Genomic DNA, 20,498 nt, shown 5'->3' with positions numbered 1-20,498 from the left:
GACCGCCATGCCCGCAGCCCTCTGGACCGGCCGGGACGCCGACCCGGACCGCGTGACCGCCGACCTCACCCTGACGCTCGGCCGTGAACTCGGCCTCGACCGGCCGCCGGTGGCCGCCACGCTCCCGCCCGACAGCACCGGTGTCCCGGCCGGCAGTCTGCTGCCGCCGCGGGAGCGGTTCAGCGGAATGCCCGCACCGACACGCTGCTACGTCTACGTGGACGCCCAGGCGCCGAGGCCGTTCGAGCTTCGCGCCTCGCTCATGGCCGGGCGGGCCGCGCTCCGCCGAAGCCTGGGGCTGGGCCAGCTCCTCTACGCCGTGCCGCTGAGCCGGCCGCTGCCCTCCCGGGTCGCCCTGAGCGCGCCGCGGCGTTTCGGCCCGTCGTCCTTCGAGGGCGACGCCGAGGCCGCCGGCCGCCTGAACGCGGACCGGGAGCTGGTCGCCGAGGCCAACGCACTCACCCCCCTGGAGGCCGGGCCGGACACCTCGCACACCTGGTCGATCGAACGGTTGCTGGTGGTCGAGCCGCTGCCCCAGGGGTCGGTCCTCCTCCTGCGTACCCTCCACCGCGCCGCCGCCCGCGGCTGGTCACTCCGCTCCGATGTCGTGCTGAACCTGGCCGCCCGCATCGAATCCGTCCTCGGCTGAGCCCGGCGGGAGGCGCGCCCGCGCCGGGGCGGAGCCGCACGGCCCGGCGCGGGCGCCCGGGTCCCAGCCGCGGCCCGGCGCCGACGCCGGGCCGCTCTCCGACCGGGGCCGGGCCCGCGAAGGCAGGCAGCTGTCCGGCGGTTCTCCGTGACGGAGCAGGCCCGCCGTGGTCAGTCGCGGTCGGCGGTCACCAGGTGGTAGTCGAGAAGGCCGCTCCGCCAGGCGGTGAGGAAGTTGCGCGTCCAGTGGCCGGGTGGGACGGTGCCCTCCAGGTAGCGGTCGAGGCCGGGCCAGACGTTCGCGCCGATCGACTCGGTGGTGACGTTCCCGAAGCCGGCGGTGGCGAGGTCGGCCGTGAAGTCCTTGAGCGGGTGGGCCACGTCCAGGCCGTCGGCGAAGCTGGCGAGCAGGATGCTCAGCCGCTCGGCGACCTCCGGGCCGGAGCTGAAGAACGTGGTCACCACCAGCCGCCCGCCGGGCCGCAGCACGCGGGCCGCCTCGTGCGCGAAGCCGGTCAGCTCGCGGAAGTGCTGGGCCGCCTCGACGGAGTACACGCCGTCCAGCGAGCCGTCCGCGAACGGAAGTTCGTCGGCCGCGCCGAGCGTGAAGGCCAGCCGGTCCGGGAACGTCGCCAGCGCCTTGGCGTTGACGGCCCGGGCGCGCTCGACCTGGTCCGGATGGATGTCCACCCCGGTCACCGCGGCGAACCGGAACTCCCGCATCGCCAGCACCGCACCCAGCCCGCGCCCGCAGCCCACCTCGGCCAGCCGCAGCTGCTCGGCCGGCGCCGGAAGGGCGCGCAGCACCCGCCGGTACAACTGCTCCTGGCTGTGCACCCGGTCCTCGGGGGTCGGCGACGTGGTGTCGATCCCCTGCCAGTCACCGAAGTTGATGAAGCCGCCGGCGAAGCTCGCCGCCAGGGCGAGATCGCCGGCGCCGTAGGTCTGTCGCACGGTTGCGGGAATGCGGTCGTGGGTCATGGGCTGCTCGGTCTCCTCGCGGGTCGCCGCCCGGGGCCTCGGGCGTGCGCCGCAGTACGTACCCAGACGGGATCGTGGCCGAACACCACGCCAGGGTGATTCGAGCGGACAACCGGGCTGGTCAGGGGGTTGGTGGTGTGACCGGACGATGAGCATCCCGACGGTGTGCGGGTCATCGGCCCGGCGGCCCCGCGGGCTCCCGGGGTTCTCGGTGCAGGCCCGGCGGAGGGCGGTGAGCGGAGGGCGGAGGGCGGGGCCACGGGTTCCGCACCCGCCTGCGGCGCACCGCCCGCGGGCCGGGCGCCCCGGTACGGTGTGCACACCGGGGCTCGGCAGGTACGGGGGTGTGTCCGACAATCCGTCGGATCAGTGCGCCTGGCGGGAATGGGCAGACACGTTCTCGGGCTGTCGGAGGGCAACGGACGGGAGGCGTGCGCCAAAGGGGCCGCGCCACCGGGGAGGACAGGAGACCGACATGGCCACCGAACGGATCGCGCCACCGCTGACCGGGGACGAGCGCGAGATGCTGCGCGCCTTCCTGGACTACCACCGGGCGACGCTGGCGATGAAGTGTGACGGGCTGACCGACGACCAGCTGCGGCTGCAGTCGAGCCCGCCGTCCACGTTGTCCCTGCTCGGGCTGGTCCGGCACATGGCCGAGGTCGAGCGGACGTGGTTCCGCCGGGTCATCAACAAGGAGGAGATCCCGTTCGTCTGGTCCCCGGAGCGCGACTACCAGGCCGCGTACGACGCGCGGGGAGCCGACCGGACGGAGGCGTTCGCCGCCTGGCAGGAGGAGGTCGAGCACGCCCGCCGCATCGAGCGGGAGGCGGAGTCGCTGGACGTGACGGGTTACATGCCGAAGTGGGAGGCGGACGTCTCGCTGCGCCTGGTGATGCTGCACCTGATCCACGAGTACGCCCGGCACAACGGGCACGCCGACTTCCTGCGCGAGTCGATCGACGGTGAGGTGGGGGCGTAACGAGGCCCCTTCCCGGTCGGCCCCGGGCCCGGCAGCCCGGCAGCCCGGCAGCGCGGGCCCGGCAGCGCGGGAGGCCGGATGGCCGGACCCTCGGCCGGCCAAGGCCCCGGCGGGCCGAGTCCCGGGCGGACGTCCGCCCGGGGCCCGGAGGCTCGGGCGACCAACGGCCGTGCATCGTGGGGTGGTTCACCATACGGTGGGCCGGGCCGCGCGCCAGAGGTCGGCGCCGACCAGGGCGGCCAGCTCGCGTACGGCCGCGCCGGTGCGGTGGCCGAGCCGGCAGGGGTCGAACTCGGCGCCCGCCGCCAGGTGGTCGTCGAAAGGCAGCTCCACCACGCCCCGGCAGCGTGCGCCGAAGTACGCCCGCAGGTCGGCGGGGTCGACCGGCCGGGTGGTCCCGCGTACCGCCGAGACCACGGTGATCGAGCGCTCGGCCAACTCCCCGTAACCGTGGGCGTGCAGCCAGTCGAGGGTTGCGGCCGCGCTGCCGGCGCCGTCCACGCCAGGGGTGGTGGCAAGGATCAACTGGTCGGCCAGGTCGAGGACTCCGTGCATCGGGGCCTCCAGCAGGCCGGTGCCGGAGTCGGTGAGCGCGATCGGGTACCGCTGCGCGAGCAGCTCCAGGGCGGCGCGGTAGCCGGCGTCGGAGAGTGTGCCCGGGCGGTCCGGTCCGGCGACCACCGCGAGGCCGCTCGGCGTCGGCGAGACGTACCGGTCGAGGTCGACGAGGTGGCGGGCCGCCGCGAGGCCGGTGATCCCCGCCGTCGTGCGGTGCCGGACGCGGCGGGTCAGCGAGCCGGCGTGCGAGCCCGAGTCGACGGCCACGACGGGCTCGCCGCGCTCGGCCGCGAGCATCGCCCCCAGGGCGAGCACCACGGAGGTCTTGCCGGCGCCACCCTTGGCGCCCAGCACGGCGATCCGCCAACTCCCGTGCAGCGGGGACCGGATGAACCGCAGCTGCTCCCGGCCCCGGCGTTCGCCGCTGCGCAGCCGCTCCAGCACGCTGCGCCGCGGTGCGTGGGCAGGTGCGGGTGCGTGGGCGGGTGCGGGGGCCGGGGCGGCGAGGGGGCTCGGGTGGGGAGCGTGGTGCGGCGACGGCGACGGCGATGACGGCAGGACTCGGGCGCCGAAAGGGTGGAGGGGCGGTGCGGGGGCGGCGTTCCTCACGGTGTCTCCTTCGGCGCGGTCTGCGGTGCACGCTCGTTACCCGGCTCTACGGAGCGTCGGCGCAGGTCAGTTCACCGACCAGCCACCCGGCCGGGGTCCGGACGGGTACCGGCGCCCCGCCGTGGACCGGGGAGACATGGCCCGGGCCCGTAGGGGAGCGGCCTCAGAGCGGTGCGGGGGACCAGCCGGAAGGTGGCTCGGGCGACGGGTTGCGGAACCGGTGAACCGAGGGGGCGTTCCCGTCCGTAGTACGGGGTGGCGGCACTGCTACCGGCGCCCGACCCCCCGTGCGGGCGCCGGTTCAGCCGTCCGGGCGGGCGGAGCGCCCTCCGGGGCGGACCGCCCTCCGGGGCCTCCGGTCTCCGGCCCCTCCCGGTCCATCCGGCTTCCGCGCCCCGGCGGCAGCGGGACCGGGACGCTCCGGCGACCGCCCTTGTGGGAGGGCGGCCGCCGGAGCCCTCGCGCACCCCGGCCTCACCGCCGCGGTCTCACCACGCCGCGGTCTCACCATGGAAGCCTCACCACGGAGGCCTCACCGCCGAGCCCTCACCACCCCAGCAGGAACGCTCCCTGTGCCAGGCCGGCCAGGACGGCCCCGGCCGCCTCCTCCGGTGCGACCGGCTCGGCGTCCACCGCGTGCCGGTCCGGCGTGCCCGGTTCGGCCGGCGCACCCGCCGGCCGCAGCACCACGTAGTGCAGGGCCGCCCCGGTAGTACGGCTCTCACGGCGGAAGGCGTCCAGTGCCGCCGGTTCCACCGCCGCCTCCACCACCACCTGGTACCCGCCGGTGGCGAACGCGAAGGCGGCCTGCGCCGTGGCGGCCAGAGCCGTCGTGTTCTGCCGCCGCGCCTCCGGCAGGTGCGCCGGGACGTAGCCCTGCCGGACCGCCCGCTGGAAGTCGTCCGCCCGCAGGTGGACGCTCGGGTGGAGGGCGTCCGCCAGCAGGGGCGCGACCGTGCCGCTCCCGGCTCCGGCCGGGTCGGCCAGCACGACCACGCCGCCGGCGCCGCGGCCGCCCCCGATCTCCGGCCCACCTACGGTCGTACGGTTCACGGCTGCTGATCCCTTCGCGGGCCGGGGGCGGACGGGGTGCCGGGGCGGGTCGGACCCGGGTACGGACAGCCGGGTGCCTCGCCCCTACGACTGACTGCTGTCGGAGATCAACCTAGTCCACGGCGGTACCCCGAGTCCTCCCCCCTACCGGTCCGCGGACTGCTCCGGGGACCGGTCCGCCGACGGCTCTGCCGGCTGTTCCGCGGACTGCTCCTGCGGCGGGGCCGCCGGCCGCAGCACGATCGGATTGGTCAGCGCCGCCATCGGGCCCCACGGAAGGTCGGGTCCCATCGCATTGCCCCTCCCCGGGGTGCCGTCGGCCTTCGGGTGGCGGACCTCGGCCCGGACGAAGGCGGCGAGCGAGGCCGTCGTCCGCCAGACGACGGTGCCCGTGCCGTCGGCGGGCAACGACTCCTGGTGCAGCTGGCCCTCGTCGGTGAGGAACCGGACGGTGCCGCCCGGGACGCCGGAGACGGCGAGGCGTACGTCCACCGGGGCGTCCGCGGGGACGGTGAGCTGCTCGCCGATGCAGGCCTGGCGGCCGTGTCCGGTGGCGGTGAACTCCAGCTGGACGGTGGCCGATTCGGCTATCCAGCTGCGCCCGGAGCGGAGGCCGTCGAGGACGGCGTCGCGGGTGAGGTCCTCCGCCCGGACGACGGTGTGCGGGGAGCCTATGACCTGCGGGGCGCTGTGGGCGTCGCTGTTGCCGACGGCCGGCAGCCACGAGCGCCCTTCCCGCAGGGCGACGGCGAGCCCCGCGTCCCAGGTGTCGACGGCCGACTCGTCGTCGTACGTCCAGGGGCCGTTCCAGACCTCCACCGCGTCGGCGTCCTGGTAGCCGAACTTCCACTGGCAGGCGACGTAGGGGCAGTACGGGTGCGCGGGCACCACCAGGCCGCCCTGGCGGCGGACCTGCCGGGCGAGGCGGGGGAACGCCTCGTCGCGCGAGCGGTACCGCCAGTCGACGAACTGGCCCGGGCGCAGGCCGAGTGCCAGCCAGTGGCCGTTGCGGGTGGTGACCTCCTCGCCAGTCACGATCAGCAGGTCCGGTCCGGCGAGCGGGCCCCAGACACCGTGCGACGAGGTGGTGTTGTGGTCCGTCGACACGATGAAGTCCAGCCCGGCCGCCCGTGCGCCCGCCGCCACCTCGGCCGGCAGCCGGCGCCCGTCCGAGTGCACGGTGTGCAGGTGGCAGTCGCCCCGGTACCAGGCACGCCCGCGCCCCCGTGCCCGCTCGGGCGGGTAGGACGGGGTGAACTCCGGCCCCGGCACGCCGAACCTGAGCGTGATCGCCACGTGGTAGTCGAGGCCCTGCGGGGCCACCTGGTAGGGGCCGAGTACGAGGTTCCACGCCCCCGGGCGGATCGGGCCCGGGAGGTAGCCGGGCGTCGCCTGGTCGCGGGCGACCGTGAACTCGGTACGGAACCCGCCCGACCAGCCGCGGAACCCGCGGCCGCCGAGGTCGGTGCCGCGTTCGTCGAAGAGGCCGATGTCGCAGGAGTTGCCCGGGGTGCCGGCGGGGACGGGCGGCTTGTCGTAGCCGTAGGAGACGGCGATCTCCCGTACGCCGGAGGGGACTTCGAAGGGCAGGTAGACGAAGTCGGGTGCGCCGGTGGGGAGATGGCCGGTGAGGGTGATCGTCCGGTCGGGTGGCATCCCCGCCGCGTCCGCCGCCTGGGCGGAGGTGGCGGTGGCCGCGAGGCCGAGGGCGGTGACGGCGCCCCCGGCCAGGCCGGTCCGGAGGAGGTCGCGGCGGTCGAGGAGGGGCTGTCGGCCGCCGGGCAGAGCGTGCTGCCGATCGGGCTGCGGGTCGTCGCGGTCGGTCATCGGGGCCTCCGGTCTCGGGCAGCGGCGACGGGCGGATTCCCCGCCGGCTCGCCCGCCTCCCTACCCGCGCCGGTGAACCCGCGGTGAGCCGGGCCCCACGTGCGTACGGCGGGTCAGTGAAGGAGCCCCGGACCGCCCGCACCCGGACCGCCCGCACCCGGACCGCCTGCACCCGGGACGTCCACCGGCACGGCCAGCACCTGCCCGGTCCGGGCGCCTTCCGGCGGCGGCCACTCGGCGGCGGTCAGGTAGAGCGTCCGACCGTCCGGGCCGCCCAGCGCGCACGAGAAGCACCCCCGGTCGAGCGTGACCCGCTGCACCACCTCGCCGCCCTCGCGCACCCGGACGCAGCAGCGGTTCGGCACGTCCGCGAACCAGAGCGCGCCCTCCGCGTCCAGGGCGATCCCGTCCGGGGCCGAACCCTCGACCGCCGCCCAGACCCGCCGGTCGGTCAGGCCGCCGTCCGGCGCGACGGTGAACGCGGTGAGCCGGCCCGCGTACGACTCGGCGACGATCAGCGTCGAGCCGTCCGGGGTGAGGGCGATCCCGTTGGGGAAGGCGAGGTCCCCGGCCACCTGCCGGACGGCCCCGTCCGGGGTGACCAGCGCGAGCAGCCCCGGTCCTGCGTCCTCGCCGCCCATCAGGTCGAACCCGATGCAGTTGACGTACGCGTTGCCGCGCCCGTCCACGGCCACCTCGTTCCACGGCCGGTCGCAGACCGCCCGCAGGTCCGCGTACGGGGTGAGCGCGCCGTCCGCCTCGCGGCGCAGCAGCTGCCGGTCGCTGCCGGCCACGACGAGCAGGCGGCCGTCGGGTGCGGGCAGCCAGTCGATGCAGAACGGGAACGAGGGGATGCGGGCGGCCACGGTGGCGGCGCCGTCCCCGTCGACGGTGAGCAGCTCCTGGGCTCCCCAGTCGCAGACCCAGAGCCGGCCGTCGTGCCAGCGGGGGGACTCGCCGAGCGCGAGGCCGGTGAGCAGGGTGGCGGGGGTGGCGGGGGTGGCGGGCATCGGGGACTCCCTGTGCGGGGTGCCGGACCGGACGGGTGCCGGACCGGACGGGTGCCGGAATGGACGGGTGCCGCAACGGACGGGTGCCGCAACGGACGGTGGACGGGCCGGCGGGGGGCCGAGGCGGCGGGTGCCGGGACGGCCGGGTGGGGTTGCGGCGGGTGACGATCGATCGGTTCATAGAAACAGATGATCGGAATGCCGGATATGTGTGGAGGTGGGCATGTCGCTGAGTCGGCGGACACTGCTGATCGTTGCGGCCGGGAGCGCACTGGCGGGGTGTCAGGCGACTGCAAGGCCCGCCGAACGGGTGATGGCGGCGGTGCCGGCCGGGGCTGCTCCCGCCACCCCGGGGCCGTCCGCGCCGACGGCGCCGGCCACCCCGGAGCCGGCTGCGCCGGTCGTCTCCGCCGCGCCGTCCGTGCCGTCCGCACCGGTGACGCAGGTCGCGCAGGCCGTGCCGGCTGCGCCCGCTGGTCCCGCCTTCACCCGGGCCGTGGCGGTGGACCGGTACGGGGCCGTCGAGCCGGCCGACTGGGGCCTGGAGGTGTCCGGTGTGATCACCGCACTGCCCGACGGCGAGCAGGCCACCGCGCTCACCTTCGACGCCTGCGGCGGCCCCGGCGGCTCCGGCTACGACGCCGACCTCATCGAGCTCCTCCGCAGCCACGACGTCCCCGCCACCCTCTTCCTCAACGCCCGCTGGATCGACGCCAACCCCGCCGAGTTCGAGAGCCTCGCCGGCGACCCGCTGTTCGAGATCGCCAACCACGGCACGCTCCACCGGCCCCTCTCCGTCACCGGCCGCTCCGCCTACGGCATCGCCGGCACCGGCGACGCGGCCGACGCGTACGACGAGGTCGCCGGGAACAGGGAGAAGCTCGCCGCCCTGCTCGGCCACGCGCCCCGCTTCTTCCGCTCGGGCACCGCCCACTACGACGACGTGGCCGCCCGCATCGCCGCCGACGTCGGCCAGCGTATCGCCGGTTTCACCGTCAACGCCGACGGCGGCGCCACCTTCACCGGGAGCCAGGTCCGCCAGGAGGTCGCGGCCACCCCGCCCGGCGGCATCGTCATCGCCCACATGAACCACCCCGCCGGCGGTACGGCCCCAGGCTTCGCCGCCGCCCTCCCGGCGCTGCTGGCCGACGGCAGGCGCTTCGTCCGGCTCTCGGACGTGCTGGGCTGAGCAGACGGACGCGCCGTAGGGGGCCCGCCCCTACGGCGCGTCCGACCGAAGACCCCGCCCTACGCCCGCACGTCCACGGTGAAGCGGCGGTCGACCTGTTCGGGTGCCATGTCGGCGGGCGGCGCGATCACCCCGCCCGCGTAAAGGTTGTGCAGGGCGATCTCCGTCCGGCCGGGGCCCATGGCACGGAAGACGAAGAAGTGGCGGCCGCCCGAACCGAACACGCCGTCGGACCTGCCGAGGAGGTGGAGGTTGGCGACGTACTCCTCGTCCGACACCTGAACCGTGGCCGTGTCGGGGCGCGGCACGGCCACCGTCCACTCGTCTCCCCAGGACGGGTGCGCGTCGACCTCGATCGAGAACAGCTGCCCCGGCTTGACGGTGAGCTGTCCCGACGCCGCGGTGAACACCTTGCCGTGGTCGAGCTTGCCCCGGGTCAGCAGGTGGACTCCCACCGCTCCCGCCGCGACCACGACGACCAGTGCGCCGGCCACCGTCAGCAGAATCCGCCGTCGCGTCATGGCGTCGCCTCCCGGTTGGTCACCCGCAGGGCGAGGACGGCGGCGACCGCGTCCAGCCAGCGGGCGACCAGCAAGTCCCCCGAGGGGTCCTGGACGACCATCGCGGCCGCCTCCAGCCACCCCCGGGCCACGGCCGCAGCCGGGCCCGGCAGCGGTTCGGGCAGACCGGCCGCGTAGCGGGTGCCGCCCGCCTTGACCACCTCGCCGAGGAAGACGAGCGCACGCGGCAGCACGCCCAGCCGGTCGGCGGCGATGGCGGCGGCCACCGCGCCGTCCCCGAACAGGGCCGAGCGGTGCGCCCCCTCCGACGGCAGGCCGAAGCGCAGCAGGATCTCGATGTCGAGCGCGGCCAGCTGGCTGTCGCTCATGGACTGTGGAGTGCTCACAGCGGCCTCACTTGGGGAGCTGGACGTGGTCGGCGACGGGCATTCCGCCACCGGCGGCGGCGCCCTCCATGCGGTTGTTGACGAAGTCGCTCTCGCTGACCCAGACGGTGTAACCCCAGGGGTTGTAGATCTCCAGCTGGTCGCCGCGGTGCGCGATGATCATCATCTGGTGGCCGTCGGGACGGAACCAGGTGTCCTCCTTGACGCCGACCGGCACCGGCTTGCCCTGGTCCACCGCCTCCTCGACCTTGGCGAGCACGTCGCGGCGCTGCTCGGCGCCCTCCAGGTCCACGGTGCGGTAGCTCGCGCCGGTGTGCTTGCCGATCTCGTCGTTGGCGACGTCCTTGGAGTCGCCGTCGGACATGCCGTCCTGCCAGCTGCCCCACCAGCTGCGCTCGTCGTAGACCCGGTTCGTCTCCTTGTCCCAACGGTCCTTCGCGGCCTGGCCGTTGTCGAACTTCGGATCGCCGGGGTGGCCGCCAGTGGTGAGCTGGAAGGCGAACATCGGGTCGACCATCGCCCGGGCCGTGACGGTCGAGGCGGCGACGCAGGTCGGGTGCTGGCCCTGACCCCAGTCGACGCCCCCGTAGCCGGTGCCGTTCGTGTCGGACGAGAGGGAGGTGAGCTGCACCGGGGAGATCCGCTGAGCCAGCCAGTTCGGGTCGTCGCCGTGCTCGTGGATCTGCGCCCCGAAGGCCTTGACCTCGTCGTAACTGTGTCCGGCGGCCAGCGCCTTCATCAGGTAGGCGCGCTCCTCCGGGGACTTCGCGCCGGCCAGCAGCTCGTCGAAGCGGGCCCGGTCGGCGTCGCTCATCTTGTCCATGAACTGGCCGGCCCGGGTCACGTCGTTGGCGGTGAGGATCGCACCGGCCCTGTCGCTGCCCAGGAGGGAGGCGTCGACGAGGACCAGTTTGTCGGCCGCGCCGAGCCCCTTGTTCTTGAACTTGCCGGCCAGCGCCTTGCCCGCCAGCCCGTTCAGTTCGCGGGCCGCGGCCCGGCCGGCGTCCTCGGCCTTCACGGCCGCGTCGAACATCGACTTGATGCCGTCCTTGGCCTTGGCGTGGGCCGAGTGCATCTTGTCGTCGTCCCAGTGCACCGGGTCGGGTGCGCCGCCGACGGTGATGTCGTGCAGCAGCCCCAGCGCCTCCCGCAGCGGGGCGTCGCCCTGGCCGTGCAGCGACTGCGCCTCGCCGAGGGAGCCGGCGAGCGCCTTGAGCTGGTCGTGCCCCTTGGCCAGGGTCTCGCGGCAGCGCTGCAGGTCGTCGGCGGAGGCCCTGACGACCTCGACGGCCTTCTCGCCGACCTGGCCGGTCCAGGCCTCCGGGAGCCGCTCGGACGCGGTCCGGGCGACCTCCAGCTGGACCTGGTCGAGCTGACTGCCCGCGTTGTGGTAGGCGGCGGCCAGTTCGCCCAGCTTCCCCGGGTCCCCCTTCGGCGCGTCCAGCTGCAGGGCGTCGTGGACCGCGTACTTGAGGTCGCCGGCGCCCCACATGCCGTGCGACTCGTCGATGGTCTTCTTGAGGCGTTCGACCTGGGCCCGGTGGCTGCCCGGGTCGATGCCCAGCGGATGTGCGTCGTGGTCGGGCACCGGTCACCGCGCCTGGAGGTGCTGGGAGATCTTGCCGTCCACGCCCGCGTAGTTGGCGGCGGTCTTGCCGACCTTGTCGCCGAGGTCGTGCAGCGCGTCGGTGTTGACGCCCAGCTCGTCCTGCCAGGCCGACCAGAAGGCCTTCGCCGCCTCCGGTGCGCCGTACGGCCCGAAGGTGTCCTCGCCGGACATGCTCAGCCGGCCCAGGGTGTCGCGGATCGTCCCCACGTCATTGCCCGCGGTGGTCAGCTTGCCCGCCGCCGAGTCCAGCTTCTCCGGGTGGGCGGTGAAGCCCGTTCCTGTGCTGTCGGTCATTGTCCTGCCCCCGTTTCACTCACGGCCCGTCAAGGCCGCCGCACAGCATAGCCGCAGCTCGGAGGCGGTCCGGCCGCCCGAGCGCGCCTGTTACGACACTGTCGCTAGGAAGGCACAAATCGATCGGAAACGGCCATCTCCGGTCTTGCCGAGGTAAAGGGCGGGGCCGGGGCGAAGACCGGTAACGGCGGGCGACGGGCGGCGCCGGCGGACGACGGGCCCCGTACTGACGGAGGGCGGCACGGCACCGGCCGGCCGGCCCCGATCGTCGCACCGCCGGGTCAGCGCAGCCGCAGCCCGCCGGGGAGTTCGTCCTCGATGATCTCCACCAGCCAGTCGAAGACGGTAGGGCCCCGGCCGGCCCGGGCCTCGGCGAGGCGGGCGGCCACCCGGTCGCGGTTGGTGGGGTGGCAGCGGGCGAGCGTCAGTTCCAGCTGACGGGCCGTCTCGGGGTGGGAGAGGTGGTGGCGGGAGGTCTCGTGGTCACGCCACTCGATCACGTAGTCGCCGTCGTCGGGGGTGCCGAAGCCGCCGCGGAGGCAGTCGGCGAAGGCGTCGAGGTTGCGGCCGAAGTAGCCGCCGCAGCCGATGGAGCGGCCGGCCTCGGCCCAGAAGTCCTCCAGCGTGGTGATCCGGGTGCCGTCGACGACGTAGGTGACGGTCACGGCAGGACGGTGATCGCGGTGGCGAGGAGGCCGTTGCGCACGGTCCACCGGCCGGTGAAGGAGTCGAGGCGCCGGCCGTCGACCACCGGGCCGGGGACGAGGAGTTCGGCGTGGAAGGTGCCGTCGGTGCCGAGCGTGAGGTCGGCCTCGCTGAAGTCGAGGAAGAGGTGGGTGAGCGGGAACCAGGTCTTGTAGACGGACTCCTTGGCGCTGAACAGGATCCGGTCCCACGGGGTGTCGGGGTGCTCGGCGAGCAGTTCGGCGATGCGCTTCTGCTCTGCGGGGAGGGCGATGACCTCGAAGACGCCCTCGGGGAGGGGGAGGGCGGGCTCGGCGTCGATGCCGAGGGAGACGACGTCGCCCGCGCGGGCGACGGCGGCGCCGCGGAACCCGGCGCAGTGGGTGAGGCTGCCGACCACGCCGTCGGGCCAGCCGGGGGCGCCGCGCAGGCCGGGGACGAGGGCGCGGTAGGGGAAGCCGAGGCGGCCCAGGGCGAGACGGGCACAGTGGCGGACGGTGGTGAACTCGCGCCGCCGGGAGTCGACGGCGCGGGCGATGACGGCCTCTTCCTCCGGTTCGAGCCGGGCCTGCGGCGGGTCGTCGTACGCGACCTCCACCACGACGGTCTCGGGCAGCAGTTCGCCGATCACAGGTCCCCCCTGAGTGTGTGCCGTGCGGACGGGACGAGCCTAACCCGGCCGGCCCTGGGTGCGGGGGCCGGCCGGGTGAGCGGCTGCAGAGCGGCCGGGTGTGCGGCGGGGTGTGCGGCGGGGTGTGCGGTGGGCGTGTGTGGGGCTACTCGAAGGCCGCGGCCGCCTCGCGCAGGGCCCGGGCGACCGTCTCGGGGTCGTACGGGGCGGGCTCGCCGGGAAGGTAGGTGACGGCGCGCAGCCCGCCGGTGTACCGGAAGGAGCGGTGGCGCTCGTACACCGGCCAGGAGACGGGGGACTTGCGGTCGACGCCGACGCTGATGCCCTGGAAGGGGGCCATGCCGATCAGCTGGTGGACGGGGCCGAGCCGGCCTCCCTCGGCGCCGTCGACCAGGACGCGGAACTCCCACTTGAGGTCGGCCACCGCCGTGGCCTCCAGGGTGATCCGGCGGGCGCCGGGGGCGAGCGGGCCGGCGTCGGCTTCGAAGAGGTCGCCGTACTGGTTGTAGGCGAAGCGGAGCCGGCCGTCCTCGACGTAGAGGCTGTAGCCGCCGCCCTGGTCGCCGTGGGAGACGAGGACGCCCTGGTCGTCGGCTCCGTGGGCGTCCAGCTCCACCTCGACGGCGAAGGAGCGGAACGAGATCAGGCGGGAGGAGCGGTACCGCTCCAGCTCGGGCGTGCCGGCCAGCAGGGTGACCGGGCGGCGTAGCCGGTCGGCCTCCGGGCCGCGCAGGGCGAGCGCGCCGCTCCCGTCGGCCAGCGGGAAGACGCCGTCGCGCCAGGCGGAGGCCTCCCATGCGGCGGCCAACTCCTTTACCAGGCCAGGGTGTTCGGCGCTGACGTCGCGGATCTCGGTAGGGTCGGTGCGCAGGTCGTACAGGGCCCACTCGCTGTCGTCGTAGGGTGCGCCGAAGCGGTGCAGGGTGACGAGCTTCCAGCCGTCGCGGTAGTAGCTGCGGTTGCCGGTCATCTCGCAGTACTGCTCGGGGTGGGTGGAGGCGGCGTCCGGTGTCCGCAGGACGGGGGCGAAGCTGGTGCCGTCGAGCGACTGCACCGGCTGCCCGGCGCGGTCCGACGGCCGTTCCACGCCGGCGAGTTCGAGCAGGGTGGGCAGGATGTCGGTGACGTACTGGTACTGCGGGCGGACGCCGGCGTCGCCCTCGGCGCGCGGCAGACCGGCCGGCCAGGAGAGGACGAAGGGCACCCGGACGCCGCCCGCGTAGGTCTGGCCCTTGTAGAAGCGGAACGGGGTGTTGGAGGCCATGCCCCAGCCGCGCGGGTAGTGGACCAGGCTCTGCGGGCCGCCGATCAGCCCGATCTCGCGCTCGACGTCGGGGTTCCAGTCCTCGGGCAGGCCGGGGTGGTGGACGAAGCGGCTGAAGTAGCTGCGGGTGCCCTCGGCGCCGCCCTCGCCGGTGCCGCCGTTGTCGGAGGTGAACACGATGATGGTGTTGTCGAGTTCGCCGAGCGCGGCGAGGGTGTCGGTGAGCCGGCCGAGGTTCTGGTCGACGTTGTCGACCATCGCCGCGTACACCTCCATGTAGCGGGCGTACAGCTTCTTCTGCACGTCGGTGAGTTCGTCCCACGGGCCGACGTCGTAGCCGGTCTCGCCGTTGCGCTCGGGCAGTTCGGTGCCGGGCGGGAAGTGGCCGGCGGCGAGCTGGCGGGCGAAGCGGGCGGCGCGGAGCTCGTCCCAGCCGCCGTCGTAGCGGCCCCGGTGGCGGGCGAGGTCGGCCGGTTTGGCCTGGAGCGGGCCGTGGACGGCGTTGTGCGCGAGGTAGAGGAGGAAGGGCTTCTCGGCGTCGTGTGCGCGCAGCGACTTCACCATGGCGATGGCCTGGTCGGTGATGTCGTCGGTGTAGTAGTAGTCGTCCGGGAACTCGTCGATGTCCAGGGGGCTGTTGTCGCGGACGAGTTGGTGCGGGTGGAAGAGGCTGGTGAGGCCTTCGAGGACGCCGTAGTACTGGTCGAAGCCCTTCTGCAGGGGCCAGTTGGCGCGGCTGTCGGCGGCGTTGGAGGCGGAGTCGCGGGTGAGGTGCCACTTGCCGACGGCGTAGGTGGCGTAGCCCTGGTCGTGCAGCAGTTCGGCGAGGGTGGGGATGTCGCCGGCCACCTCCATGCCGTAACCGGGGAATCCGGGGTCGGCGTTGGCCACGAAGGAGTAGCCGACCCGGTGCGGGTTGAGGCCGGTGAGCAGCGCCGCGCGGGCGGGGGAGCAGAGCGGCATGGTGTGGTAGTTGGCCAGCCTGACGCCGTCGGCCGCGAGCCGGTCGAGGGTGGGCGTGGGGATCTCGGAGCCGAACGGGCCGATGTCGCTGTAGCCCATGTCGTCGATCAGGACGACGACGATGTTGGGCGCGCCCTCGCGCGGGCGCACGCGCGCCGGCCAGGCGGGCGTGGAGGCGCCGAAGGTGCGGCCGACGGTGCCGGCGAACCCGGCGTACGGGTCGCGGCGGTGCGGGTCGTGCGGCTCGGGATCGGGCGTGCCGGTCATACGGTGCTCCGGGTGGTGAGGCGGGAGGCGGACTCCAGGCGCGGTACGGCGGCCAGGAGTTCGGCGGTGTAGGGGTCTTCGGGCGCGGTGACGACACGGTCGGCCGGGCCGGTCTCGACGATCCGGCCGCGGTGCATCACCGCGATCCGGTGGCTGACCCGGCGGACCACCGCGAGGTCGTGGGCGATGAAGAGGACGGCGAGGCCGAGTTCGCGTTGCAGGTGGGCGAGAAGCTCGATCACCTGGGCCTGGACGGAGACGTCCAGTGCGGAGACCGGCTCGTCGCAGATCAGCACGCGCGGCTCGGGCGCCAGCGCCCGGGCGATGCCGATGCGTTGGCGCTGTCCGCCGGAGAAGGAGCGCGGGTGCCGGCCGGCCATGGCGGGCTCCAGCCCGACCTGGCGGAGCAGTTCGGCGACCCGCCGCTCCCGGGCGGCGCGGTCACCGAGGCCGTGGGCGACGAGCGGTTCGGCGATGATCTGGCCGGCGGTCATCCGCGGGTTGAGCGAGGCGTACGGGTCCTGGAAGACCATCTGCACCTCGCGGCGGGCCGCGCGCTCCCCGCCGAGCCCGAACTCCTCGCCGCGGTAGCGGATCGAGCCCGACGAGGGCGCGTGCACCTGGACCAGGGCGCGCGCCAGCGTCGACTTGCCGGAGCCGGACTCGCCGACCAGCCCGAGCGTCTCGCCGGGGTGCAGCTCCAGGTCGATGCCGTCCAGGGCGGTGACCGCCCGCCGGCGCGGACCGTACGTCTTGCCCAGGCCGGTGACGGTGAGCAGTGGTTCGGACCCAGGGGTGCTGTTGGCGGCGGCACCGGAGGGCTCCTCCAGCCGTGGCACGGCGGCCAGCAGCCGCTTGGTGTAGGGGTGTCGGGGTGCGGCGAGGACGTCGGCGGTCTCGCCCTCCTCGACCACCTGGCCGCCGCGCATCACCAGGATCCGGCGGCAGGTCTGCGCGATCACGCCGAGGTCGTGGCTGATCACCACCAGCGCGGTGCCGGTCTCCCGGTTGATGCGGGCGAGCAGCCGCAGGATCTGCTGCTGGACGGTCGGGTCGAGGGCGGTGGTCGGCTCGTCGGCGACCAGCACCTCGGCCCTGTTGGCGAGCGCGAGCGCGATCATGATGCGCTGGCGCTGGCCGCCCGAGAACTGGTGCGGGTGGTCGCGCAGCCGTCCGGCGGCGGAGGGGATGCCGACCAGGTCGAGCAGCTCGACGGCCCGGGCGGCCCGTTCGGCCTTGCCCGCGCCGCCGTGCGCCCGCAGGGCCTCGTCGAGCTGCCTGCCGACGGTGAGCACCGGGTTGAGCGAGGACATCGGGTCCTGGAAGATCATCGCGATCCGCCGGCCGCGCAGCCCGCGCAGGTCGCTCTCGGGCAGCGTGGCGAGGTCCTGCCCGGCCAGCTCGACCGAGCCGCCGGTGATCCGCCCGCCGGCCGGCAGCATCCGCAGCAGTGCCAGCGCGGTGGTGGACTTGCCGGAGCCGGACTCGCCGACCAGCCCGAGGGTGGCTCCGGCGGCCACCTCGAAGCCGAGCCCGTCGACGGCCTTGGTGCCGTCGAACTCGACGGTGAGGTCACGGACGTGGAGGACGGGGCGGCTCATCGGCGGATCCCCTTGTTCAGGGCCTCGGCGATCAGGGTGAAGCCGAGGACCAGGGCGGTGGTGGCGGCCAGCGGGGCCGCCGCGAAGGTGGGGTGGGTGGAGAGGTAGGCGACGGACTGGCTGAGGATCGAGCCGAGGGTGGGCTCCGGCGGCCGGACACCGAGGCCGAGGAAGCTCATCGCGCCCTCGATGAAGACGCCGATGGAGAGGGCGACGGCGGTCTGCACGATCAGCGGGTCGGCGGCGTTGGGGACGACGTGGCGCAGCAGTACCCGCAGCCGGGAGGCGCCGCCGACCCGGGCGGCGAGCGCGTACTCGCGCTCCCGCTGGACCAGGATCCCGGCCCGCAACTGGCGCCCGAAGCCAGGGATTTCGGCGAGGCCGATGACGATGAGGACCGGCCAGCGGCCGGGGCCGAGGACGGCGGTGACGGCGAGCGCGAGGATGAGGCCGGGGAAGGCGAGCAGCAGGTCGAAGACGCGCTGCACGGTGAGGTCGGCCCAGCGGGAGGAGGCGGCGAGCAGGGCGAGGGAGCAGCCGAGGAGGGCGCCGACCGGAACGGCGCCGAAGGTGATCGCCAGGTCGGTGCCGATCCCGTGCAGCACCCGGCTGAACAGGTCGCGGCCCATGTCGTCCGTACCGAAGGGGTGTTCGGTGCTGGGGCCGGCCAGGGCGAGCGCGCTCTGGGCGTTCGGGTCGACGTCGGTGAGCAGCGGGGCGAGGAGGGCGGCGAGTGCGACCACGCCGACGAGGGCGAGGCCGGTGAGGCCGCGGCCGGTCAGCAGCCCGGCCAGGTAGCGGTTGCGGGGCCGGGCGGCGGCGTGCGGCGGGTGGGCGGTCAGCGCGGTCATCGGGTTACTCCCACCGGATCCGGGGGTCCAGCCACGCGTACACCAGGTCGGTGAGCAACTGGACGGTGACGTAGACGGCGACGATCAGCAGCAGGAGGTCCTGTACGACGGGGTAGTCGCGGCGGATCACGCCCTGCTCGATCAGCTGGCCGAGCCCGGGCCAGGCGAAGATCCGTTCCACCAGGACGGCGCCGGCGATGAGTTGGCCGATCTGCAGGCCGAGCACGGTGATCGCGGGCGGCAGCGCGTTGGGCAGCGCGTGCTGCCAGACGATCCGCCGGCGGGAGACGCCGAGCGCGGTGGCGGTGCGGACGTAGTCCTCCGCGAGGGCGCGTTCCATGCCGTCCTTGAGGTAGCGGGCGAGCACGGCGGCGCTCGGCAGGGCCAGGCAGACGGCGGGCATCAGCAGGTACTGGACGGCGAGGTCGGGCTGGTCGAGCAGCGACTCGTGGCCGCCCGCCGGCAGCAGCCCGAGGGTGACGGCGAAGAGCAGCACCAGCAGGACGCCGGTGACGAACGGCGGGACGGCCAGGACGGCGGTGGTGAAGGCGTGGACGGCGGCGGCGACCGGGCGGCGCCTGGTGGTCGCGCCGAGCACCCCCAGCGGCAGCGCGATGACGATCACCAGCAGCAGGGCGCCGAGGGTGAGTTGGATGGTGGCGCCGAGGCCGTTGCCGATCAGGTCGGCGACCTGCCCGCCGATCGCGTAGCTGGGGCCGAGGTCGCCCGTGACGAGGTGGCCGAGCCAGCCGGCGTACTGGGAGAGCAGCGGCTGGTCGAGGCCGAGCCGGGCGCGGACGGCGCCGACGGCCTCCGGCCCGGCGTCGGGACCGGCAAGCGAGGTGGCCGGGTCGCCGGGGATCAGCCGGAGGATGAGGAAGACCACGAAGGAGGCGAGGGCGAGGACGAGCAGCCCGGAGGGGAGCCGTTTGAACAGGAAGGTACGCATCGGTCAGGCCGTGAGGTAGGCGTCGTCGAGGTTGAGGTAGCCGAACTTGTTGAGGTCGGTGCCGCGGACCTTGCTGCCGGCGACCTCCACCAGCCCGGCGATGGCGAGGTCGATCACGAACTCCTCGTCCAGCAGCACGTCGGTGATCTGCTGGTAGAGGGCCCTGGCCTCGGCGCTGTCGCTGTCCGGGCGCTGCCAGGCCTTCCGGACGACGTCGGTGTAGGCGGGCGAGCCGAAGTGCGAACTGTTCCTGGCCTCGTTGAACGGGTAGGCGCTCACCGCGAGGGTGGCGGGGTGGAGTTGGGCGAAGCCGTGGCTCAGCGTCCAGAGCGCGGGCATGGACTGGGAGATGAGCTGCTTCTGCATGGTGGGCGAGTCGGTGGGCTGGAGCACCGTCTCGATGCCGACCTGCTTGAGGTCGTACTGCAGGATCTGGGCGACCGCGGTCGCGCCGGGCTCGTTGGAGTGCGCGAACGGCAGGGTGATCGTGGCCAGTCCGGCCTCCTTGAGCAGCGCCCGGGCCTTGTCCGGGTCGTGCGTGTAGCGGGTGGCGTTGGCGTCGCTGTAGGCGGGCGACGACTTGGGCCAGGGCGCGGAGGAGACGGTGCCGTAGCCGCCGAGTGCCTGCTGTACCAGCCGGTCGCGGTCCACCGCCCAGGCGATGGCCTGCCGGACGCGCCTGTCGTTCACGTGCTCGGCGGTGAGGTCGGCGCCGATGTAGTAGGCGCCGGAGCCGGTGTCGTACTGCTTGACCAGGAACTGCGGGTCGTTCTTGAGGGTGGCCACGTCCTTGCCGCGGACGGTGTAGGAGAGGTGGGTCTGGCCGGTCCTGAGCGAGGAGAGCAGCGACTCGGCCTGCGGGATGATCCGGATCTCGACCCCGTCGAGGTAGGGGCGGCCGGGGTTCCAGTACTTCTCGTTGCGGGCGAAGGTGATCGAGCTGCCGGGCTTGCGGTCGGTGAGGGTGAACGGGCCGGTGCCGACCAGCCCGGTGCCGGCGACGGCGTTCTCGACGGTGGCCGAGTCGGGGATGATCATGAATTCGAAGAGGTCGAAGAGGTTGCTGACCGGGTGGGCGAGGACGAGGGTCAGCTCGAAGTCGCCGTTCTTGCGGAAGTCGGTGACGGCTGCCGCGGTGGAACGCAGCTGGGCCGAACGGGCCGGGTTCTGCAGGTTCTTGACGGCGAACACCACGTCGTCGGCGGTGAACCTGCGGCCGCTGTGGAAGAGCACGTCCTCGCGCAGCTTGAGGGTGACGCTGGTGCCGTCGGCGCCGAGCTGCCAGGAGGTGGCCAGCTCGGGCTGCGGCCGGAGCCTGTCGTCGTATCTGGTGAGGGTGTTGAAGACCAGGCGCTGGACGAGGGTGTTGGCGCTCTGGGCGAAGAGCAGGCTCGGGGTGAAGTCGATGCCGGTGCCCACCGTGAGGACGCCGCCGCGGCGTGGGGCCGCCGGGCCGCTCGCGGCGGAGGAGGCGGTGTCCGCGGCCGAGCGGCAGGCCGCCAGCGTCAGCAGACCGGCTCCGGCGAGGCCCCCGCGCAGCAGGGCGCGGCGGGAGAGGCCGGGGGCGGAGGGAGTGGTGAACGCGGTCAAGGCGGGTCCTTCGCAGGGGTGGTGGGTTGCG

19 protein-coding genes are annotated in these 20,498 nt (G+C 74.1%); 3 read left to right on the top strand and 16 right to left on the bottom strand.

All coding sequences use genetic code 11. The features are described from left to right. Positions 1 to 7: 7 nt before the first annotated feature. On the top strand, positions 8 to 649 hold the full coding sequence (locus ACZ3YO_RS22560; RefSeq protein WP_465572026.1) for a hypothetical protein: 642 nt from the start codon (positions 8 to 10) through the stop codon (positions 647 to 649). A gap of 170 nt (positions 650 to 819) precedes the next feature. On the opposite strand, the gene ACZ3YO_RS22555 is transcribed toward ACZ3YO_RS22560, so the two are convergent. Continuing rightward, complete coding sequence (locus ACZ3YO_RS22555) at positions 820 to 1,629, bottom strand: class I SAM-dependent methyltransferase (RefSeq protein WP_465572023.1); 810 nt, start codon at positions 1,627 to 1,629, stop codon at positions 820 to 822. Between the two features lie 475 nt (positions 1,630 to 2,104). Here ACZ3YO_RS22555 and ACZ3YO_RS22550 point away from each other — a divergent pair, with 475 nt between their 5' ends. Beyond that, positions 2,105 to 2,611, top strand: coding sequence for a DinB family protein (locus tag ACZ3YO_RS22550; RefSeq protein ID WP_465543491.1), 507 nt, complete (start codon positions 2,105 to 2,107; stop codon positions 2,609 to 2,611). Positions 2,612 to 2,797: 186 nt separating this feature from the next. Here ACZ3YO_RS22550 and ACZ3YO_RS22545 read toward each other — a convergent pair whose 3' ends face one another. From ACZ3YO_RS22545 to ACZ3YO_RS22530, 4 genes are all read right to left on the bottom strand, one after another. Continuing rightward, the gene (locus tag ACZ3YO_RS22545; RefSeq protein ID WP_465572019.1) at positions 2,798 to 3,778 is read right to left on the bottom strand and encodes a MinD/ParA family ATP-binding protein; all 981 of its coding nucleotides are present in this window, start codon (positions 3,776 to 3,778) and stop codon (positions 2,798 to 2,800) included. Positions 3,779 to 4,324: 546 nt separating this feature from the next. After that, positions 4,325 to 4,831: an ATP-binding protein gene (locus ACZ3YO_RS22540; RefSeq protein ID WP_396321014.1), complete on the bottom strand. Its 507-nt coding sequence runs from the start codon at positions 4,829 to 4,831 to the stop codon at positions 4,325 to 4,327. Between the two features lie 144 nt (positions 4,832 to 4,975). Next, positions 4,976 to 6,658: a CehA/McbA family metallohydrolase gene (locus tag ACZ3YO_RS22535; RefSeq protein ID WP_465572016.1), complete on the bottom strand. Its 1,683-nt coding sequence runs from the start codon at positions 6,656 to 6,658 to the stop codon at positions 4,976 to 4,978. Positions 6,659 to 6,771: 113 nt separating this feature from the next. Then, positions 6,772 to 7,668 carry an SMP-30/gluconolactonase/LRE family protein gene (locus ACZ3YO_RS22530; RefSeq protein WP_465572014.1) on the bottom strand — a complete coding sequence of 299 codons (897 nt, stop codon included), beginning with the start codon at positions 7,666 to 7,668 and terminating at the stop codon, positions 6,772 to 6,774. Positions 7,669 to 7,891: 223 nt separating this feature from the next. On the opposite strand from ACZ3YO_RS22530, the gene ACZ3YO_RS22525 reads away from it, so the two are divergent. After that, the gene (locus ACZ3YO_RS22525) at positions 7,892 to 8,857 is read left to right on the top strand and encodes a polysaccharide deacetylase family protein (protein ID WP_465572011.1); all 966 of its coding nucleotides are present in this window, start codon (positions 7,892 to 7,894) and stop codon (positions 8,855 to 8,857) included. Between the two features lie 59 nt (positions 8,858 to 8,916). Here the strand turns inward: ACZ3YO_RS22525 and ACZ3YO_RS22520 are convergent, their stop codons facing one another. From ACZ3YO_RS22520 to ACZ3YO_RS22470, 11 genes are all read right to left on the bottom strand, one after another. Beyond that, positions 8,917 to 9,378, bottom strand: a complete 462-nt coding sequence (locus ACZ3YO_RS22520; RefSeq protein WP_465572009.1) for a protease inhibitor I42 family protein — start codon at positions 9,376 to 9,378, stop codon at positions 8,917 to 8,919. After that, the gene (locus ACZ3YO_RS22515) at positions 9,375 to 9,746 is read right to left on the bottom strand and encodes a hypothetical protein (RefSeq protein ID WP_465572007.1); all 372 of its coding nucleotides are present in this window, start codon (positions 9,744 to 9,746) and stop codon (positions 9,375 to 9,377) included. Before ACZ3YO_RS22515 ends, ACZ3YO_RS22520 begins: the two co-directional genes overlap by 4 nt. Before the next feature lie 25 nt (positions 9,747 to 9,771). After that, positions 9,772 to 11,352 carry a putative alpha/beta hydrolase gene (locus tag ACZ3YO_RS22510; protein ID WP_465572004.1) on the bottom strand — a complete coding sequence of 527 codons (1,581 nt, stop codon included), beginning with the start codon at positions 11,350 to 11,352 and terminating at the stop codon, positions 9,772 to 9,774. Between the two features lie 3 nt (positions 11,353 to 11,355). Further along, positions 11,356 to 11,667, bottom strand: coding sequence for a WXG100 family type VII secretion target (locus ACZ3YO_RS22505; protein WP_396321022.1), 312 nt, complete (start codon positions 11,665 to 11,667; stop codon positions 11,356 to 11,358). 281 nt (positions 11,668 to 11,948) lie between these two features. Next, a complete protein-coding gene (locus tag ACZ3YO_RS22500) occupies positions 11,949 to 12,332 on the bottom strand; it encodes a barstar family protein (RefSeq protein ID WP_465572001.1) in 384 nt (127 codons plus the stop codon). Further along, on the bottom strand, positions 12,329 to 12,982 hold the full coding sequence (locus ACZ3YO_RS22495) for a 4'-phosphopantetheinyl transferase family protein (RefSeq protein WP_465571998.1): 654 nt from the start codon (positions 12,980 to 12,982) through the stop codon (positions 12,329 to 12,331). Before ACZ3YO_RS22495 ends, ACZ3YO_RS22500 begins: the two co-directional genes overlap by 4 nt. 145 nt (positions 12,983 to 13,127) lie before the next feature. Continuing rightward, positions 13,128 to 15,476, bottom strand: coding sequence for an arylsulfatase (locus tag ACZ3YO_RS22490; RefSeq protein WP_465571995.1), 2,349 nt, complete (start codon positions 15,474 to 15,476; stop codon positions 13,128 to 13,130). Continuing rightward, positions 15,473 to 17,077, bottom strand: a complete 1,605-nt coding sequence (locus tag ACZ3YO_RS22485) for an ABC transporter ATP-binding protein (RefSeq protein ID WP_465571992.1) — start codon at positions 17,075 to 17,077, stop codon at positions 15,473 to 15,475. The genes ACZ3YO_RS22490 and ACZ3YO_RS22485 overlap by 4 nt, the downstream gene beginning before the upstream one ends. Then, positions 17,074 to 17,928, bottom strand: coding sequence for an ABC transporter permease (locus ACZ3YO_RS22480; RefSeq protein WP_465571989.1), 855 nt, complete (start codon positions 17,926 to 17,928; stop codon positions 17,074 to 17,076). The genes ACZ3YO_RS22485 and ACZ3YO_RS22480 overlap by 4 nt, the downstream gene beginning before the upstream one ends. 4 nt (positions 17,929 to 17,932) lie before the next feature. After that, the gene (locus ACZ3YO_RS22475; RefSeq protein WP_465571986.1) at positions 17,933 to 18,877 is read right to left on the bottom strand and encodes an ABC transporter permease; all 945 of its coding nucleotides are present in this window, start codon (positions 18,875 to 18,877) and stop codon (positions 17,933 to 17,935) included. A 3-nt stretch (positions 18,878 to 18,880) separates the two neighbouring features. After that, the gene (locus ACZ3YO_RS22470) at positions 18,881 to 20,467 is read right to left on the bottom strand and encodes an ABC transporter substrate-binding protein (RefSeq protein WP_465571983.1); all 1,587 of its coding nucleotides are present in this window, start codon (positions 20,465 to 20,467) and stop codon (positions 18,881 to 18,883) included. Positions 20,468 to 20,498: the final 31 nt, after the last annotated feature.

The sequence above is a fragment of the Kitasatospora sp. NPDC022785 genome (assembly GCF_055561295.1).
This window is presented reverse-complemented; position numbering and strand designations above follow the sequence as displayed.

Coding starts and splice junctions, on each gene's coding strand:
- ACZ3YO_RS22560 (WP_465572026.1), top strand. CDS start 8: ATGCCCGCAGCCCTCTGGACCGGCCGGGACGCCGACCCGGACCGCGTG.
- ACZ3YO_RS22555 (WP_465572023.1), bottom strand. CDS start 1,629: ATGACCCACGACCGCATTCCCGCAACCGTGCGACAGACCTACGGCGCC.
- ACZ3YO_RS22550 (WP_465543491.1), top strand. CDS start 2,105: ATGGCCACCGAACGGATCGCGCCACCGCTGACCGGGGACGAGCGCGAG.
- ACZ3YO_RS22535 (WP_465572016.1), bottom strand. CDS start 6,658: ATGACCGACCGCGACGACCCGCAGCCCGATCGGCAGCACGCTCTGCCC.
- ACZ3YO_RS22530 (WP_465572014.1), bottom strand. CDS start 7,668: ATGCCCGCCACCCCCGCCACCCCCGCCACCCTGCTCACCGGCCTCGCG.
- ACZ3YO_RS22525 (WP_465572011.1), top strand. CDS start 7,892: ATGTCGCTGAGTCGGCGGACACTGCTGATCGTTGCGGCCGGGAGCGCA.
- ACZ3YO_RS22520 (WP_465572009.1), bottom strand. CDS start 9,378: ATGACGCGACGGCGGATTCTGCTGACGGTGGCCGGCGCACTGGTCGTC.
- ACZ3YO_RS22515 (WP_465572007.1), bottom strand. CDS start 9,746: ATGAGCGACAGCCAGCTGGCCGCGCTCGACATCGAGATCCTGCTGCGC.
- ACZ3YO_RS22505 (WP_396321022.1), bottom strand. CDS start 11,667: ATGACCGACAGCACAGGAACGGGCTTCACCGCCCACCCGGAGAAGCTG.
- ACZ3YO_RS22490 (WP_465571995.1), bottom strand. CDS start 15,476: ATGACCGGCACGCCCGATCCCGAGCCGCACGACCCGCACCGCCGCGAC.
- ACZ3YO_RS22485 (WP_465571992.1), bottom strand. CDS start 17,077: ATGAGCCGCCCCGTCCTCCACGTCCGTGACCTCACCGTCGAGTTCGAC.
- ACZ3YO_RS22480 (WP_465571989.1), bottom strand. CDS start 17,928: ATGACCGCGCTGACCGCCCACCCGCCGCACGCCGCCGCCCGGCCCCGC.
- ACZ3YO_RS22475 (WP_465571986.1), bottom strand. CDS start 18,877: ATGCGTACCTTCCTGTTCAAACGGCTCCCCTCCGGGCTGCTCGTCCTC.